This is a genomic window from Catenulispora pinisilvae, assembly GCF_015356865.1.
GTDB classification, from domain to species: domain Bacteria; phylum Actinomycetota; class Actinomycetes; order Streptomycetales; family Catenulisporaceae; genus Catenulispora; species Catenulispora pinisilvae.
Window position 1 is genome coordinate 25325 of the sequence record NZ_JAAFZA010000073.1, and the last position, 17658, is coordinate 42982.

Sequence of the window (17658 nt, forward strand, 5' to 3'; positions counted from 1 at the left end):
CGGCATAGAATGTTCGACACTCTAACCATGAGTGAGTCGAACCAACTGTCCGGGCTGCCCGCGGAGCGGGTGGTCGACGCCGTGCAGGTGCTGGTGCGCCTGCGGCGGTCGTTGGAGCGGGTGGACACCGGTTTGAGCCTGCCTCAGTACCAGTTGCTGTCTATGGTGCGGGGCGGGGGTGAGCGGTCGGCTCGGTTGGCCGACAAGCTCGCGGTGCGTAAGCCCACGTTGACGGCTGCCGCGGATGCGTTGGTGGCTGCTGGGTTTTTGGAGCGGGAGGCCGATCCCGGGGATCGGCGGGTGGTGCGGGTGCGGATCACTGAGGCCGGGTTGGCCGCGGTGCGGAGTGCCGAGGAGCAGTTGGCTGCCGCGTTGGCGCCGCTGTTCGGTGACGCCGCCGGGGAGCTCGCCGGTGGCGGTGAGGCCCTGCTGGATTGCTTCGATGCTCTGGGTGGGGCGCTGGACCGGCGGTTGAGCGAGCATCGGGCGCGGCAGATGGCGGCCCGCGCTGAGTGACGAACGACGACAAGGGGTGGATGTGACGAACGCCGAGCGCACGGGCGCGCCCGAGAGCAGGGCCGGGATATCCGGTGACACCACGGACGATTCAGGCAACAAGAACGATTCAAGTAGCAAGAGCAACGACAAGAGTAAGAACCAAGGCAAAAGCCAGGGCAAGATCAAGAGCCAAGGCAAGAATCAGGGCAAGAACCAGGGCGAGCAGGGCGAGAACCTGGGCAACCTGAGTAACCCGAGCGGAAACAAAGGCGCCGACGGCATCGAGCGGACCGGCAAAGGCGGCGACACCGCCGCCAGTTCCTGGATCCGGCGGCTGGCCTCGGTCAGCTGGGTGTACCGCCGCAGTGTCCTGGTCGCCTTCGGCGGCTCGCTGCTGGCGATGCTCGCCACCGCCGCGATGCCGCTGATCCAGCGGCACATCATCGACGATGTCATCATCACCCGCCGGTCCTCGCTGGCGCCGTGGGTGATCATGGCGCTGTGCCTGTCGCTGGCGAACTTCTTCGGGACCCGGCTGCGCCGGTATGTCGGCGGCAAGCTGTCCCTGGACGTGCAGTTCGATTTGCGGAACCGGATCTTCGGGGCTTTGTCGCGGCTGGACGGCGCGCGGCAGGACGAGTTGGCCACCGGTCAGCTGATCTCGCGGGCCACCTCCGATGTCACGATGGTGCAGGGCCTGCTGGGCATGCTGCCGATGCTGACCGGCAACGCGCTGCTGTTCGTGGTCGCGCTGGCGGTGATGGCGTTCCTGTCGCCGATGCTGACGCTGGTCGCGTTGGCGACCGGGCCGTTGCTGTGGCTGGTGGCGGTGGCCGCGCGCAAGCGGCTCTATCCGGCCACGTGGGAGGCCCAGCAGCAGGCCTCGGCGCTGGCCGGGGTGGTGGACGCCGCGGTCGGCGGGGTGCGCGTGGTGAAGGGGTTCGGGCAGGAGGAGCAGGAGCTCGGCAAGTTGGAGGCGGCCGGCGAGCGGCTGTTCGCCTCGCGGCTGCGGGCGGTGCGGTTCTCGGCCCGGTACAACCCGGCGATCATGGCGATCCCGGCGCTGGGGCAGGTCGGGGTGCTGTTCCTCGGCGGCTGGCTGGCGCTGCGCGGGACGATCACGCTGGGCACGTTCCTGGCGTTCTCCACCTACCTGGCGCAGATGCTCGGGCCGGTGCGGATGCTGTCCTCGCTGGTCACCATCGGGCAGCAGGCGCGGGCCAGTGTGGAGCGCATCTTCGAGATCATCGACTCCCAGCCGAAGGTCACCGAGAAGCCGGACGCCGCGCTGCTGCCGAAGCAGGCCTCCGGGGTGGAGTTCGACGGCGCCGTGTTCGGCTACGTCGCCTCCCGTCCGGTGCTGCGCGGTCTGGACCTGGCGGTGCGTCCCGGGGAGACGGTGGCGCTGGTCGGCACGTCCGGCTCCGGCAAGTCCACGGTGTCGATGCTGCTCCCCCGCTTCTACGACGTGCAGGGCGGTTCGGTGCGGGTCGGCGGCGCCGATGTGCGCGACGTGACCATGGACTCCCTGCGCGAGGCGATCGGCCTGGTGATGGAGGACAGCTTCCTGTTCTCCGACTCGGTCCGCGCCAACATCGCCTACGGCCGCCCGGACGCCACCGACGAGCAGGTCCGGCTGGCCGCGGGGATGGCCGAGGCCGAGGAGTTCATCGAACAGCTGCCGAACGGCTACGACACCGTGGTCGGCGAGCAGGGCCTGACCCTGTCCGGCGGCCAGCGCCAGCGCATAGCCCTGGCCCGGGCGCTGATCACCGATCCCCGGGTGCTGATCCTGGACGACGCCACCTCCGCGGTGGACGCCCGGGTGGAGGCGGAGATCCACGACACGCTGCGCCGGGTGATGGCCGGGCGCACCACGCTGCTGATCGCGCACCGGCGCTCCACGCTGGCGCTGGCCGACCGGATCGCGGTGCTGGACCGCGGCCGGGTGGTGGACATCGGCACGCATGAGGAGCTGACCGAGCGCTGCCCGCTGTACCGGCTGCTGTTGTCCGGGCCGGGCGAAGACGCCGAGGGCATCGACGCCGGGGATCTGACACTGGCGGCGAAGGCCGGATCGACGACGGGCGGATCGGCGAACGCCGGATCGGCGAAGGCCCTACCGGCTCAGGGCACGAACGGCCACGCACTCGCGGCGAACGCCGCAAGTACTACTGCTACTACTGCCGCTTCCGAAACCACCGAAGCCACCGAAGCCACCGGAACCACCGAAGCCCGCGTCGACGGCATCACCCCGAGCCTGTGGCCGCGGACCGAGGACGACGCCAACCCGCTGGCCAACGCCAACGGCACCGCCACCAGGGCGATGCCCGGCATGGGCGGCGGAGGCGGCGGCCGGGGCGGCGTCGGAGGCGGCGGCGGCGGCTTCGGCGGCTTCCTGGCCTCGATGCCGCCGACCCCGGAGCTGCTGGCCAAGGTCGAGGCGCTGCCCCCGGCCACCGACGCCCCGAACGTGGACCGGGGCCAGGCCCGGGCCGCCGACCCGGTGTTCTCGCTGGCCAAGCTGCTGCGGCCGTTCCGCTTCGCGCTGCTGCTGGGCCTGCTGCTGGTCGCCGCGGACGCCGCGGCCAGCCTGGCGCTGCCGGCGCTGATCCGCGGCGGCGTGGACAAGGGCATCCTGGCGCACTCGCTGTCGGCGATCGTCGGGGTGTCGGTGGCGGCGCTGGTAGTGGTGATGGTCGACACCGTGGTGAACGTCTGCCAGGCCCGGGTCACCGGCCGCACCGGCGAGCGCCTGCTCTACGCGCTGCGGGTGAAGGTGTTCGCGCAGTTGCAGCGGCTGGGGCTGGACTACTACGAACGCGAGCTGTCGGGCCGGATCATGACCCGCATGACCACCGACGTGGACGCGTTGTCCTCGTTCCTTCAGACCGGGTTGCAGCAGGCGGTCGTCAGTGTGCTGTCGTTCGTCGGGATCGTGGTGGCGCTGGTCATCATCGACTGGAAGATGGCGCTGATCGCCCTCAGTGTGCTGCCGCCGCTGCTGGTCGCGACCGCGGTGTTCCGCGCGAAGTCCAGCAAGGCCTACACCGAGGCCCGGGAGAAGGTCTCGGCGGTCAACGCCGACCTGCAGGAGAACGTCGCGGGCATGCGCGTGACGCAGGCCTTCCGGCGGGAGGGGACGAACGCCGCGCGCTTCGCCGGGCTGTCCGACGAGTTCCGCGTGTCGCGGCTGCGCGCGCAGAAGTACATCGCCACGTACTTCCCGTTCGTGCAGGCGCTGGCCGACGTCGCCGGGCTGCTGGTGCTGGCCAACGGCGCCTCCCGGGTGCACTCCGGGGAGCTGACCGCCGGTGCGCTGATCGCGTACCTGCTCTACATCGACATGGTGTTCTCGCCGGTGCAGCAGCTCTCGCAGGTGTTCGACGGGTACCAGCAGGCCGCGGTCGGTCTGCGGCGGATCGGCGATCTGCTGCGGACCACGCCGTCCACGCCGGAGCCGGCCCATCCGGTGCCGGTGCCGACGGCGCTCGGCGAGATCGTGTTCGACGACGTCACGTTCGCCTACGGCAAGGAGACGCGCCCAGCGCTGGACAGGGTCAGCGTGCGGATCCCGGCCGGGCAGACGGTGGCGCTGGTCGGGCAGACCGGCGCGGGCAAGTCCACCTTCGTGAAGATGGTCGCCCGCTTCTACGACCCGACCGGCGGCGCGGTCACCGCCGGCGGCCGCGACCTGCGCGAGTTCGAGCTGGAGGACTGGCGGCACCGGCTGGGTGTGGTGCCGCAGGAGGCGTACTTGTTCGACGGGACGGTCGCCGAGGCCATCGCCTACGCCCGGCCGGACGCCCCGCGCCGGGACATCGAGGCGGCGGCCCGCGCGGTCGGCGCCGAGGAGATGATCGCGGGGCTTCCCGAGGGCTTCCACTCCCGGGTCGCCGAGCGCGGCCGGAACCTGTCGGCCGGGCAGCGGCAGCTGCTCGCGCTGGCCCGGGCCGAGCTGGCGGACCCGGACGTGCTGATACTGGACGAGGCCACCTCCTCCCTGGACCTGGCCACCGAGGCCGCGGTCACCCACGCCGAGCTGGCCCGCTCCGCCGACCACGGCGCCGACGGCCGGACCCGCACCACCCTGGTGGTGGCGCACCGGCTGACCACGGCGGCGCGCGCCGACCGGATCCTGGTGCTGGACGGCGGCCGGGTGGTGGAGGACGGCACGCACGCGGCGCTGGTCGACGCGGGCGGGACGTACGCGGCGCTGTGGGAGGCGTTCACCGCCGGGCATGAGGGCGGCGAGCGGGAGACCGAGACTGCGGGTGCTGTTATATAGGAGCCCGTATATAGGCCCTCGTATATATAGGCCCGTACGTAGTGCGGAAGGTTCGATACGCGCCCTGGTGGGACGGGATACCCGTTCCGCCAGGGCGCGCCTGGTACCAACCCGCGAGCCGGGGTCGCTCGACCGCGAGCCGGATCCCTATCGGGTCAGGCGTGCCGACGACTGGTCCGGCACGGCCACGGCGGTCACGGCGGCCACGGCGGTCACGGCGGTCACGGCGGCGACGGCGGTCACGGCAGCCCGAGTGAGGGCCGCGACGGCCGGGGACGTGCGGTGCGCGGGCCAGGCGAGCACGAGCAGGCGGGGCGGTGGGGCGGCGTCCGAAGTGTCGCTAAGCAGCGTTTCGCTGTACAGCCCATGCAGATCGTCGGGCGGCAGGTGCAGCAGGGCCGCGTCGGCTTTCCCTTCGCGCAGCAAGCCGGCCCGGTCGGCGGCGAACACCACTTCGATCGGCGGCACGTCCGGTTCGCGGTCGTAGGCCGCGAGGATGGCGGGGAGCAGTCCGGCGTCGCCGCCGGGCTTCATGGCCAGGATCAGGCGCCGTTCCCCTGCGCCGGTCCGTTGCGCGCGCACAGTCGCGGCGGACAATGCCTCCAGCACCGTGCGCGCGTCGCGGACGAGCATCTGACCGGCTGGCGTGAGCGCGACCGCGCGGCTGGTCCGAACGAACAGGCTGACGTCCAGGCGGCGCTCCAGGCGCTGGACCGTCTTCGACAGAGTCGGCTGCGCGATGCCCAGTCGGGCCGCGGCGCGCCCGAAGTGCAGCTCGTCGGCCACCGCCAGGAAGTACGCCAGTTCCCGGGTCTCCAGTCGGTCCATTCCCCCAGGCTATCGATCGCGGCCTAACAGTCGGCCCGGCGGAGGCATCCGCCGGGCCGACCCGCGTACGAACACGACGAACACGATCAACGCGACGAACGCGCCACCGCGAGAGCTCTCAGACGTTCTCAGGCAGCTGCCAGTCGATCGGCTCCTGCCCGAACCCGGCCAGCGCCTCGTTCACCGCGGAGAACGGCTTGGAGCCGAAGAACAGCTTCGCGGACAGCGGCGAGGGGTGCGCGCCCTGCACGATCGCGTGCCGGGTGGCGTCGATCAGCTTCGCCTTCTTCTTCGCGTGCGCGCCCCAGAGCACGAACACCACCGGCTTCTCGCGCGCCGAGACGTCCTTGATGACGGCGTCGGTGAACTTCTCCCAGCCGCGGTCCTTGTGCGAGGCCGGCTCGTGCGCGCGCACGGTGAGCACCGTGTTGAGCAGCAGCACGCCCTGGTCGGCCCAGGCCTTCAGGTAGCCGTGCTTGACCGGCGCGATGCCCAGGTCCGTGTCCATCTCCTTGTACATGTTCCGCAGCGAGGGCGGGATGCGCACGCCGGGGCGGACCGAGAAGCACATGCCGTGGGCCTGGCCGTCGTCGTGGTACGGGTCCTGCCCGATGAGCACGACCTTGACGTCCTGATACGGCGTCGCCTCCAACGCCGCGAACACCTCGTCCTCAGGCGGGAACACCTGGTGCTCGGCACGCTCGGTCTTAAGGAAGGCCTCCAGGTCGGCGAAGTACGGCTGCTCGGTCTCGGCGGCCAATACTGGCGCCCAGGAGGCGGGGATGAGTTCACGCATGAGACGAACCTATCCGCAGGCTGTGACAGGGCTGAACGGCAGCGGAAAAACTCCCCAGAAAAACTTCGGCCGACATGTATCAGGAGCCCGCCACGCTGCTCTTGTAAGTGAGCGGGTCGGGGGGCCCGCGGGCGTGGACCAGTCGGTGTGTGTCTCTAGGGGGGACTCGCCGCCGGCCAGGCCGGGTGAGAAGGGTGGTGTGCCGTGACGCCGGGGGGTGGGTACGGCACACCACTCCAACCCCAGGGGGGACGCTGGGGAACACGGGGGAAAACCCGGGGGATGCAGGACCGGCGGTAGCGGACTGTGGGGGAACGCTACCGCCAGGGGGGTGCCGAAGGCGGAACTGGGACGGGGGTCCAGTTCCGCCTGAGGTCATTGGCATTGCAACATGGGTGCTGACTACGTTGTTTACAGGGAGGGAACGATGACGGACCACGCAGCACGGATTGCTCGGATTCTGGAGAAAAACCCGGAAGAGGTCGTCCAGATCGGCGGCTCCATGGGGGCGTTGATCAAGCGCGACGAACTGCTGGTGCTCGACACGCACGCGAATGAGGTGCACGAGCGGGCACGGCACTGGATCGCCTCCCGGCACGAGTCGGCGGCGCCAGGTGTCACCCTGCTGCGGCTACGGGCCGACGCGGGGGTGGACGCGGCGGAGCTGACGCACGAGCTGCGCGGGGGCTCGGGGGCCCATCGGCGGACCAGCGTGACACCGAACCATGTCGTGCACGCCACGCCGGACGTGACCGGCGGGCCGTTCGGCACCCCGGTGGCCAGCGCGGATATGATCGAACCGGTCGCCGACCAGGTGGGGGCCCGCCGAGTGATCGTCGGCATCGTCGACACCGGGATCGACCCGCATCCGTGGTTCACCGATGCCGGCTGGTACCAGGCCTGCACCGACGAGGAGCACGAGGCCCTGAACGCGCAGGCCGACCTGGAGCTGGACTCCGACTCCGGACACGGCACCTTCATCGCCGGGGTGATCCTGCAGCACGCCCCGGGCACCTACCTGCGGGTGGAGCGGGTGCTGGACACCGACGGCGTCGCCGACGAACTGGCGCTGCTCAAGGGCCTGGCCCGGATCCAGCAGACCCGAGCGGCCGCCGACGCCGATCGCCTGGACATCGTGAACCTGTCGCTGGGCTGCTTCACCTTCGACGACCGGCCCTCGCCGGTACTCGCCGACGCGGTGACCCGGCTGGCCCGGCACACCGTCGTGGTGGCAGCCGCCGGCAACTACTCCTCCGACCGTCCGTTCTGGCCCGCCGCTCTGAAAGACGTCGTCGCGGTCGCGGCGCTGGCCGAACAGCCCGCCGGCACCGAGCCCGAGCGCGCCACCTTCTCCAACTACGGCTGGTGGGTGGACGCCGCGGCACCCGGGGAGAAGATCGCCAGCACCTTCCTGACCCACGGCCACGAGAAGGGGCAGGAGTTCCACGGCTACGCGAAGTGGAGCGGCACCAGCTTCGCCGCCCCCTATGTGGCCGGTAAGATCGCGGCCTTGATGGCGGCCAAGGACATGACGGCGCACGACGCGCTCGGTGAGCTGCTGGATCCCGCCGGCACTACCCGCATCCCCGATCTCGGGGTGGTGGTGTCCTCGGCCGCCCGCTGACGGACCGGCACCGGTGATGTTCGTCCCAGATGAGTGAGAAGGCACATATGGACCGCTCCCCCGCGCTGTTGTTGAAGGCGGCCGCCGCAGGCGACCCGGAAGCCTGGCACCAGATCGTCGACGACTACAACCGGCTGGTGTGGTCGGTGGCCCGGGGGTTCCGGCTGTCGCTGGCCGACGCCGCCGACGTCAGCCAGACCACCTGGCTGCGACTGGTGGAGAACCTCGACCGGATCCAGAACCCGGACCAGCTCGCGGGGTGGCTGGCCACGACGGCGCGCCGGGAGTCGCTGCGCCTGATCCACAAGACGCGGCGCGAGGTCCCCGACTCGGAGGAGACCGAGGACAAGGCGCCTTTCTTCAGTGACTCCGACGACGACGGCGATCCGGAGACGGCCCTGGTCGCCGAGCAGGAGCGCACCGACCTGTGGCAGGCCTTCTCCACCTTGTCCGAACGCTGTCGCAACCTGCTGCGGGTGGTCGCGGTGACGCCGCTGGAAAGCTACACGGCGGTCGCCCAGGCCCTGGGCATGCCGATCGGGTCGATCGGGCCGACCCGCTCGAGATGTCTGGAACAGCTCAAACGGGCCCTGAAAACGGTGACCTCGGTGCCGGAGAGGACCGGATGATGAGGCGCGCCGCACGGACCCGAACCGACCAGTCAGTACCCGAGCACACGATGAAGGACCTGATCCAGGGGGAACGATGCCGAAGTTGACGAACGGGGCCTCAGCGGAGGACATCAAACTCCTGTCCGCCCTCGGAGCGATGTTCGACGAGATCGACCCGGTACCGCCGGAAGTGGTGCGGGCCGGCTACGCGGCCTTCACCTGGCACACCATCGACGCCGAACTGGCCGAGCTCGCCGAGGACTCGAAGCTGGCCGGGGCCGGCTCCGTGCGCGGCACCGACACCAGGCTGCTGACGTTCGAGGCACCCAGCGTGTCGGTGGTGGTCGAGGTGACCGAGGTCGGGGAGCGGCGCAAACTCGTCGGGCAGCTGATCCCGGCCTGTTCGAGCACCCTGAGAATCGAGCACCCGGCCGGCGCCACCACGGTGGCCGTGGACGAGCAGGGCCTGTTCAGTGCCGAATCGCTGCCGGCCGGACCGGCCCGGGTGGCGCTGTCGGTACCCGGTGGCGGCGCGGTGGTGACCAGCTGGGTGACCGTCTAAGACCCGGCCGCGACCGCGCTTCCCCCGCGGCCGCCGCCGACTCGTCATCGCTGCCGCACCCGCGGTGCGGCGGCGATGAGTCATGCCATGGTGTGAGAATTCGTGCTGAATTTGAGACAGTGTCCGCATGCCATCTTCTGCCGACCGGCTCACGCGTGCCTCAGAAGCACTCGACCAGGTTCTCGCGCAACCCGCGGCGGGCCGGGCGACAGCCGAGTCGGTATTGGCCGCGAACAATGATGACGAGGCCGCCGCGATAGCCCTGCGCGCGGTCGGGCTGTCGTGGAAGGAGAACGGCGACCTGGCCCGCGCGGCGCGCAGCCTACGGCGCGCCATAGCCGTGGCGGAGGCTGCCGGTGCGCCCTATCGGGCGGCCGAGGCCCGGATGTCCCTGGTGGTGATCTTGGCCGACCGCGGCAGCACCGACGCGGCGTTGGCCGAGGCCGCGCTGGCGGCCGCCGTACTGACCGGTGCCGACTCCGCGCGCCTGGATGTCAATCTGGGCCTGGTCCTGATGCGCTTGGGGCGGGCGACGGAGGCACTGGCGACGTTCGACCGGGCCCAGCCGGTGCTGCGCGCCGCGGGCGACGCCCGCTGGGAGGCGCTGCTGCTGAACACCCGCGCCGTCCTGCACATCCAGGTCGGGAACTACCGCGAGGCCTCAGCGAACCTGTTGCGCGGCGAGAAGCTGACCCGGCGCGAAGGCTACCGGCTTCTCAACGCCATGATCCACCTGAACCTCGGGTACCTGGCCCGGCTGACGGGGAACCTGCCCGAGGCGCTGGACCGGCTCGACTCCGCCGCGGTGCTGTACGCCGAGCACGGCAAACGCGGCACGAACCTGTTCGCCGACCGCGCCGATATGCTGCTGGCCGCCGGTCTGGTCGCCGAGGCCCGGTCCACGATCGTGAGCTCCATCGCCGAGCAGGAAGGCAGCGGCTTCCGCTACAACCTCGCCGAAGCCCACCTCATGCACGCGCGCACCGCCCTCGCCGACGGCGATCCGGACGCCGCGACCGCCGCGGCCCGCACCGCCCGGGGCATGTTCGGCCGGCAGCGCCGCGGAGCTTGGGCGGATCTGGCCCGGCACGTCGAGGTCTCGGCCCGGTTCGCCAGCGGGGAGCGCAGCCCGGCGCTGCTGCGGGTCGCGATCGAGGTCGGCGACCGGATGGCGGTCGCCAAGTGGCCGGTCACGCCGCTGGAGGCCCGGCTGCTGGCCGGGCGCGTGGCCATCGGCCTGGGCCGCCAGGAACAGGCGCGGTCCCTGTTCGAGCAGGTGGCGCGGCACCGGAACCGGGGCGTGGCCGAGATCAGGGTCCTGGCTTGGCACGCCCACGCCCTGCACGCACTGAGCACCGGACGGCCCTCGGCCGCCGAGCGGGCGGTCCGGGCCGGGCTGCGCGTGCATGCCGAGAACAACGCCGTCCTGGGCGCCACCGACCTGCGGGCCCACGCCGCGGTACGCGGCGAGGAGTTGGCCAAGCTCGGGCTGCGCCTGGCGTTGCAGCGTGGGGACGCGCGCGCGGTGTTGCGGTGGGCTGAGACCTGGCGGGCGGCTTCGCTACGGCGCCGACCGGTGCGGCCGCCGGACGACGAGCAGCTGGCTGCCGACTTGGCCGAGCTGCGCCGGGTGGTGGCGGAGCTGGCCGCGGTCCAGACGCCGACCACCCGGGGGGCTTCGCGCTCTGAGATGTCTCGACTCAACGCCGAGCGTCTGCGGTTGGAGGCGGCGGTCCGGGACCGATCGCGGTACGCACGCGGGACGTATGCGCCCGAGCCGTCCTTCTCGCCCACCGCGCTGGCCGGCGCTCTGGGCGAGCGGGCGCTCGTGGAGTTCGTACGCCTGGATGACGAACTGCATGCGGTAACCGTGCGGGACGGGGTGGTGCGGCGGCATCGGCTGGGATCCTATGCGGCGGTGCTGCGGCAGTTGGACGTGGTGCGGTTCACGATGAACCGGATGTCGCGGCGGTTCGGATCGTCGGCGATGCAGGACGCCGCGGTGCAGGCCTACGACCACAGCCGGCAGGTGCTGGACGCACTGTTGTTCGGGCCGGTGCGGCGAGCGCTGGACGGGGTGCCGGCGGCTGGTTCCGTCGACGGCGCCGCCACCGGCGACAGCTCCGATTCCGACTCCAGCGCGGACCCCGCCGGCCGCCCGCTGGTCATCGTCCCGACCGGCTCCCTGCACGCGCTGCCCTGGACCGCGCTGCCGACCTGTGCGGGCCGCGCGGTGAGTGTGACGCCGTCGGCCCGGCTGTGGCTGGTGGCGGCCGGCGTCGCTCCGGTCGCCACGTCGGCGACGGGGGTCGGCACGGTCCTGATGGCCGGTCCCGGGCTGGCGCACGCGGAGCCGGAGATCGCCGCGTTGGCGGCGCGGTATCCGGATGCTGTCGTGCTGTCCGGTGCGCAGGCCACGGCTGCTGATGCCGCGCGGGCCTTGGACGGGGCCGCGCTGGCGCATGTCGCCACGCATGGGCGGTTCCGGGCCGATCATCCGCTCTTCTCCAGCCTGGACGCGCATGACGGGCCGCTGTACGTCTACGACCTGGAGCGGCTCGGTTCGACGCCGCAGACGCTGGTGTTGTCGGCGTGTGAGTCGGCGCTGTCGGGGGTGCGGCCCGGGGATGAGCTGATGGGGCTGGCATCGGCGGTGTTCGCGCTGGGGACCCGGACGCTGATCGCCAGTGTCACGCCGGTCGATGACTCCGACACCCGCACGTTGATGCTCGCGCTGCACGCCGCGCTGGCCGGCGGGCGGCCGCCGGCGGCGGCGCTCGCCGAGGCTTCGTCGGCGACCGGGATCGGTGGGTTCGTGTGCTTCGGGTTCGGCGGCTGAGGCGCCGGCCCGACGGTTGTCCGGGCACCTTCAACCTCTGATCGGGTGAACGAAACTCTCGACCTCAGGTTGAGCGTGATCCCGCGGAACGCGGAAAAGTGAGCGGCGGGCGGGAAAACGACGGTGCGGGTGCCGCCGGCCATCGCCGGTGTGCACCCGCACCCTAAGAGTCGGGGAGGCCCTGGTCGGGCCAGTCCCTAGTCGATCCGGACGCTGCCGGCCGCGCAACGGAAGTGGACGGCCACGACGCCGGGCTCCTCGGCGTCGATCCAGTCGACCTTCACTTCTTCCAGCGGGTCGTGGTCCGGGGAGCCGCCGATCCAGCCCAGGACCTGGGTGCGGTCGCCGCTGATCTCCAGGCGCTCGAAGGCCGGGCCGCCGTCGGCGCCCGCGCCGGGGCGCTGGTCGGCGGCGACCTCCCAGGCCAGGAAGTAGGGCAGCTGCGGGTCGGCCATCAGGTCCAGCACACCCAGCTGCTTCCAGCGCAGGTCGAAGCCGTCGGGGCGGACCCGGTGGCCCTGGGCCGCGGGCCGGCCCAGGCGCTGCTCCCACAGCGTGATGTCGTCGACGCCCACGACCCAGCCCAGCCAGCCCCCGCCCTCCTCGGCGCGGGCCTTGACCGCCTTGCCGAACGGTGCCGAGTCGGTGGCGGGGTGGTCCAGCGGGGCCACGACCTCCACATACGAGCCGCCGGCCAGGGGCAGCACGAAGTTGCGGGTGCCGAAGCGCGGATGGACGCCGCCGTCGCGGAACGTCGAGCCGAGCAGCGTACCGAGCCGGTTCACGGTGGAACCGAGCTCGGAGTTGGACACAGCATAAGAAACGTGATCGAGACGCACGGTTCATACTCTGCCCTGCCGATGCCCCGATAACCCAATCGGGGCCGACCGGGTGCCCCTTACCGCGAATCCCGGTACCGTGCGCGTTCGCGGCGTCACCTGCGGCGACGAAAGATCATACTATTTCCGTTTCCAGACCGCCTCGCGCTTCTGCGCGAACGCCCGCGGCCCCTCCTTGGCGTCCTCGGTGGCGAACACCGGCCAGCCGATCTCGAACTCCCGCGCCAGCCCGTCGGCCTCGCTCATCCCGGAGGTCTCCTTCACCGACCGCTTCACCGCCTCCACCGACAGCGGCGCGGCGGCGTTGATCAGCGCGGCGATCTCCAGCGCCTTCTCCAGCGCCTTGCCGTCGTCCACCAGGTGCCCGACCAGCCCGATGTCGCGCGCCTCGGCCGCGGGGTAAGGGCGGCCGGTCAGCAGCATCTCCATGGCGTGGCTGTAGGGGATCTGGCGCGGCAGCCGCACCGTGGAGCCGGCCACCGGGAACAGCCCGCGCCGCACCTCGAACAGCCCGAAGGTGGCCGAGGCCGCCGCGACCCGGATGTCGCAGGCCTGGATCAGCTCGGTCCCGCCGGCCACCGCGTAGCCCTCGACCGCGCCGATCAGCGGCTTGCGCGGGCTGTAGTGCCGCAGCAGGGCCTTCCAGTGCAGGTCGGGGTCGGCTTTGAGGCGGTCGGCGTAGGGCGAGTCCTGCGACATGTTCATGGCTTTGAGGTCCATGCCGGCACAGAACGCGCCGCCCGCCCCGGTGAGCACGATGGAGCGGACATCGTCGTCGGCGTCCGCCTCCACCCACGCGTCGGCCATCCCGACCAGCATCGGCAGCGACAGCGCGTTCTTGGCCTCGGGCCGGTTCATCGTGACGACCAGGGTGTGGCCGTCGCGCTCGACGGTGCAGTGTTCGGTGCCGCCCATGGGTGTCCCCTCACTGAGTCCGGAAAACGAGAACACGTTCTACCAACAGGAGCGAGATGGCAAGGGGCGCGTACGGCGGAACGCGTACGGTGGAGCCATGAAAGGACACGAACTCCTCGCCGACGCCTTCGGGCGGGTTCACGAAGCAGTCCACGCCGCGGTCGACGGCCTGGACCTCGATCAGCTGCACCGCCGCCTGGACGACGACGCGAACCCGGTCGGCTGGCTGGTCTGGCATCTGACCCGGGTGCAGGACGACCACGTCGCCGAGGTCGCCGGGCTGGAACAGGTGTGGTCGGGCCAGGGGTTCGAGGCGAAGTTCGGCACGCCGTACCCGACGGCCGCCGTCGGCTACGGCCAGTCCTCCCACGAGGTGGGCAAGCTGAACGTGCCGTCGGTCGAGCTGCTGACCGGCTACCACGACGCCGTGCACGCCCAGACCCTGGCCTATGTCGGCACCCTGACGGATGGGGACTTCGACCGGGTCGTCGACACCCGCTGGGATCCGCCCGTGACCCTGGGCGTGCGGCTGGTCAGCGTTGTGAACGACACGTTGCAGCACGCGGGGCAGGCCGCCTACGTCCGCGGCATCCTGCTGCGCGAGGCGTAGGCGGGCGCTACCCCGCTACCCCGCTACCCGCTACCGCTCGGCCAGCTGCTCCGCATACAGCGACACCGGCTGCACCGGCGTCCCGGCCGAGACCATCACCGCCGGGAATCCGGGCACCAGCGGCGGGGCGGCCTTGCCGAGCGCGCCGAAGGACCAGTTGTACGAGGTCGGCGGGCTCTGGAAGGAGTAGGTGCCGGTGTCGCTGTTCCACGCGACCTGCGTGGCCCCGGCCCAGCCCTGGCCGCTGCCCTCGTTGTCGCGGTCATACAGCGACAGCTCGGTCGCGGACGTGCCGCCGGCGCCCTCGCGCATCACCAGGCGGTCGTAGAGGGTGCCGGAGGCCCAGCGCTGGTGCGGGCCGGCGTCGAAGCGCTTAGCGCCGACGTTGGTCGCGGTGCAGTCGCTGAACACGTTCGGCCCGGCGGTCTGCGCCTGCGTGGCCCAGGCGTGCAGGTTGCTGCCGGAGACCTGGCAGCGCAGCACCAGCGACTGCTGACCGGCCAGCGTGTAGGCGACCGGCTGGGCGTGGACGTCCTGCGGGATCGCCTTCTCCATGCCCAGCGCCGAGGTGTCCTCCAGGGTGATCCGCTTGGCGCTCTCCCCCACGCCGCCCATCCCGGAGCCGAAGTCGTCGGCGACGATGTCGCGCGCCCAGCCGCCGTCCACGGCGTCGAACGAGGCGAAGGAGGACGCGAAGTAGCCGGTGGTCGCGTAGTCAGGGGCCTGGGTGAACGCGATGCCGTCGGCCGACAGGTGCTCGACGCCGACGTTGCCGATCCGGCCGGGGAAGGTGTACGGCCACACCACCGCGTGCGTGTACTGCTTCTCCAGGGCGTTGGTCAGCGGGATGTCGACGGTGACGGTCTTGGTGGCCGGGTCGAGCGCGGTGATGGTGCGCTCGAACTGTAGGCCGGCGTTGGGCTTCCACTGCACCGTGCCGCCGCCGGGACGCTGCGGGATCTTGTCCATGCCGATGGCGTGGATCCAGTTCTGCTCCTGCGGCCGCTGCACGACCACGGCCTGCCCGACCTTCAGGCCCGCAGCGCTGGCGACGTGGAAGGTGGTGGCGCCGATCGGGACGTAGTCGTCGGTGACGGCGACCTTGGCCCCGGCGGCCTGGCGCTGCCCGGTGCCCGCGAAGGCCACCACGGCGCGCGGGGTGCCGGTGGCGACCAGGTGGGTGCCGCCGGTGCCGGAGCCCGAGCCGCGCAGCACGACGCCCGAGGCGCTGATGGTGAGCGCACCGCCGAGCCGGAAGTCGCCGGGGCCGAGCAGGACCGCGCCGCGCAGGCCGGCCGCGTTCAGGGGCAGCGCGCTGACCTTGGCGATGGCGGCCTGGATGCGGGAGGTGTCATCGCCGGAGGACGCGGCCTTGAGCGTGACGGCGACCGGGGCGGTCGGGATCGGGGTCTTGCCGTTGCCGTAACCGGCGTAGGAGAAGTCGGGGACGCGGTTGCCCTGGGAGTCGGCGCCGTAGGTGAGGTGGCCGTTGGCGAAGGTGATCCAGGAGGTGGTGGAGCTTTCAGCGGTCGAGCTTGCACTAGTGGAGCTTTCAGAGGCCGCAGCCGCTGCCGCAGCCGGCTGGACGGTGTCCGACGAGGGCTTGTCGGTCGCCGCGTTCGGGCTTTGTTGGCAGGCGGTGGCGGTCAGCAACAGGGCGGGGAGGGCGGCGAGGGCACGGAGGGCTCGACGATTCACGACAGCAGGCTGACAGGGGGTGGGTAGGAATCGAGTAAAGAAGGTTAATCGGAGCTTCGGGCGCGGCGACGTGGGCGCTTGCGGATGGCGAGTCCGGGAGTAGGTTCCGCAGCGTGACAGAGCATGGATCCGCTCGCTCAGGCCCGACCAGACGACAAGCTCTCTCCGGTGCGGCGGTACTCGGGACCGCCGCCACGCTCGGCGGCACGTCGGCGGCCGGGGTCGCCGCCGCCGCGACGTCCAGTGATGCGACCCCGGCCGCCGGCGTCACCGGTCAGAAACCGAGCCGGGACCTGCGCGAGCTGCTGGCGCAGATCGATCCGGAGCGGCTGAAGGCCACCGTCCTGAAGCTGACCACGTTCGGCACCCGGCACACCCTGTCCAGCCAGACCGATCCGGCGCGCGGCATCGGCGCGGCCACCGACTGGGTAGCGGCGCGGCTGGAGGCGATCGCGGCCACCTCCGGCGGGCGGATGACCGTGCAGCGGCAGACCTTCGTGCAGCCGGTGGCGTCGCGGATCCCGGTGCCGACGCCGATCACGAACGTGATCGCGACGTTGAAGGGCACCGCGGCCACCGAGCGGGTGTACGTGGTCACCGGGCACCTGGACTCGCGCGTCACCGACGTCATGAACTTCACCAGCGACGCCCCCGGGGCCGACGACGACGGCTCGGGCGTGGCCGCGGTGCTGGAGATGGCGCGGCTGTTCGCCACCCGCAGCTTCCCCGGGACGCTGGTGCTCGCCACGGTCGCCGGCGAGGAGCAGGGGCTTTACGGCTCCGCCTACATGGCCGCGCAGATGAAGCAGGCCGGGGCGGACGTGCAGGGGATGTTCAGCAACGACATCATCGGGGCCAGCAGCGCCTGGGACGGGACGCCGCCGAGCCCGCACACGGTACGGCTGTTCGTCGAGGGCGTGCCGACGTCGGAGACCGCGGCGCAGGCGGCGATCCGGCAGGAGGTCGGCGGGGAGAACGACGGGCCGTCGCGACAGCTGGCGCGGTTCGCGCGGGACGTCGCCGCGAACGACGCCACCGGCATGGACATCCGGGTGATCTGGCGTCGGGACCGCTACCTGCGCGGGAGCGACCACATCTCGTTCCTGGAGCAGGCCTACCCGGCCGGGCGGTTCACCGAGCCGCGGGAGAACTTCGACCACGAACACCAGGACACGCGGGTCGTGGACGGAGTGCAGTTCGGCGACCTGGCAGAGTTCTGCGACTTCGACTACCTGGCCCGGGTCACTCGGGTCAACGCCGCCACGCTGTGGTCGCTGGCCGCCGGGCCCGGGACGCCGAAGGGCGTGACCATCCTGACCACGCCGCCGGACGGGTTCAGCGGGATCAACACCACGACGCTGACCTGGACCCGCGGGGACGACGCCGGGCTGGCGGGGTACGAGGTGGTGCTGCGGGAGACGACGGCGGCGGCGTGGACGGAGGTGCTGCCGGTGGGGGACGTGACGACGGTGACGCTGCCGATCGCGAAGGACAATGTGCAGTTCGGGCTGCGGGCGGTCGGGGCGGATGGGATGCGGAGTCCGGTGGCT

13 protein-coding genes are annotated in these 17658 nt (G+C 71.4%); 8 read left to right on the plus strand and 5 right to left on the minus strand.

The window, feature by feature from the left end:
- Nucleotides 1–27: 27 nt before the first annotated feature.
- Together IZR01_RS21040 and IZR01_RS21045 are read left to right on the plus strand one after the other, a co-directional pair.
- The gene (locus tag IZR01_RS21040; protein WP_194893633.1) at nucleotides 28–516 is read left to right on the plus strand and encodes a MarR family winged helix-turn-helix transcriptional regulator; all 489 of its coding nucleotides are present in this window, start codon (nucleotides 28–30) and stop codon (nucleotides 514–516) included.
- Between the two features lie 262 nt (nucleotides 517–778).
- The gene (locus IZR01_RS21045; protein WP_438939701.1) at nucleotides 779–4786 is read left to right on the plus strand and encodes an ABC transporter ATP-binding protein; all 4008 of its coding nucleotides are present in this window, start codon (nucleotides 779–781) and stop codon (nucleotides 4784–4786) included.
- 147 nt (nucleotides 4787–4933) lie between these two features.
- Here the strand turns inward: IZR01_RS21045 and IZR01_RS52445 are convergent, their stop codons facing one another.
- A complete protein-coding gene (locus tag IZR01_RS52445; protein ID WP_194924824.1) occupies nucleotides 4934–5614 on the minus strand; it encodes a LysR family transcriptional regulator in 681 nt (226 codons plus the stop codon).
- Nucleotides 5615–5732: 118 nt separating this feature from the next.
- Nucleotides 5733–6410: a uracil-DNA glycosylase gene (locus tag IZR01_RS21055; RefSeq protein WP_194924825.1), complete on the minus strand. Its 678-nt coding sequence runs from the start codon at nucleotides 6408–6410 to the stop codon at nucleotides 5733–5735.
- A 427-nt stretch (nucleotides 6411–6837) separates the two neighbouring features.
- Between IZR01_RS21055 and IZR01_RS21060 the strand changes: the two genes are divergently transcribed.
- From IZR01_RS21060 to IZR01_RS21075, 4 genes are all read left to right on the plus strand, one after another.
- The gene (locus IZR01_RS21060) at nucleotides 6838–8034 is read left to right on the plus strand and encodes a S8 family peptidase (protein WP_194924826.1); all 1197 of its coding nucleotides are present in this window, start codon (nucleotides 6838–6840) and stop codon (nucleotides 8032–8034) included.
- A gap of 47 nt (nucleotides 8035–8081) precedes the next feature.
- On the plus strand, nucleotides 8082–8663 hold the full coding sequence (locus IZR01_RS21065; RefSeq protein WP_194924827.1) for an RNA polymerase sigma factor: 582 nt from the start codon (nucleotides 8082–8084) through the stop codon (nucleotides 8661–8663).
- Between the two features lie 76 nt (nucleotides 8664–8739).
- Nucleotides 8740–9207: a hypothetical protein gene (locus tag IZR01_RS21070; RefSeq protein ID WP_194924828.1), complete on the plus strand. Its 468-nt coding sequence runs from the start codon at nucleotides 8740–8742 to the stop codon at nucleotides 9205–9207.
- 127 nt (nucleotides 9208–9334) lie between these two features.
- The gene (locus tag IZR01_RS21075) at nucleotides 9335–12046 is read left to right on the plus strand and encodes a CHAT domain-containing protein (RefSeq protein ID WP_194924829.1); all 2712 of its coding nucleotides are present in this window, start codon (nucleotides 9335–9337) and stop codon (nucleotides 12044–12046) included.
- A 197-nt stretch (nucleotides 12047–12243) separates the two neighbouring features.
- On the opposite strand, the gene IZR01_RS21080 is transcribed toward IZR01_RS21075, so the two are convergent.
- Nucleotides 12244–12885, minus strand: coding sequence for a VOC family protein (locus IZR01_RS21080; protein ID WP_194893640.1), 642 nt, complete (start codon nucleotides 12883–12885; stop codon nucleotides 12244–12246).
- Nucleotides 12886–13005: 120 nt separating this feature from the next.
- Nucleotides 13006–13800, minus strand: coding sequence for a crotonase/enoyl-CoA hydratase family protein (locus IZR01_RS21085; protein WP_194924830.1), 795 nt, complete (start codon nucleotides 13798–13800; stop codon nucleotides 13006–13008).
- A 97-nt stretch (nucleotides 13801–13897) separates the two neighbouring features.
- Between IZR01_RS21085 and IZR01_RS21090 the strand changes: the two genes are divergently transcribed.
- Nucleotides 13898–14410 (plus strand): mycothiol transferase, encoded by a 513-nt coding sequence (locus tag IZR01_RS21090; protein ID WP_194893642.1) that lies wholly within the window; start codon nucleotides 13898–13900, stop codon nucleotides 14408–14410.
- A 30-nt stretch (nucleotides 14411–14440) separates the two neighbouring features.
- Here IZR01_RS21090 and IZR01_RS21095 read toward each other — a convergent pair whose 3' ends face one another.
- Nucleotides 14441–16108 (minus strand): hypothetical protein, encoded by a 1668-nt coding sequence (locus IZR01_RS21095; protein WP_194924831.1) that lies wholly within the window; start codon nucleotides 16106–16108, stop codon nucleotides 14441–14443.
- A gap of 113 nt (nucleotides 16109–16221) precedes the next feature.
- Here IZR01_RS21095 and IZR01_RS21100 point away from each other — a divergent pair.
- Nucleotides 16222–17658 (plus strand): M20/M25/M40 family metallo-hydrolase (locus IZR01_RS21100; protein ID WP_194924832.1); only part of this gene is annotated, 1437 nt, incomplete at its 3' end.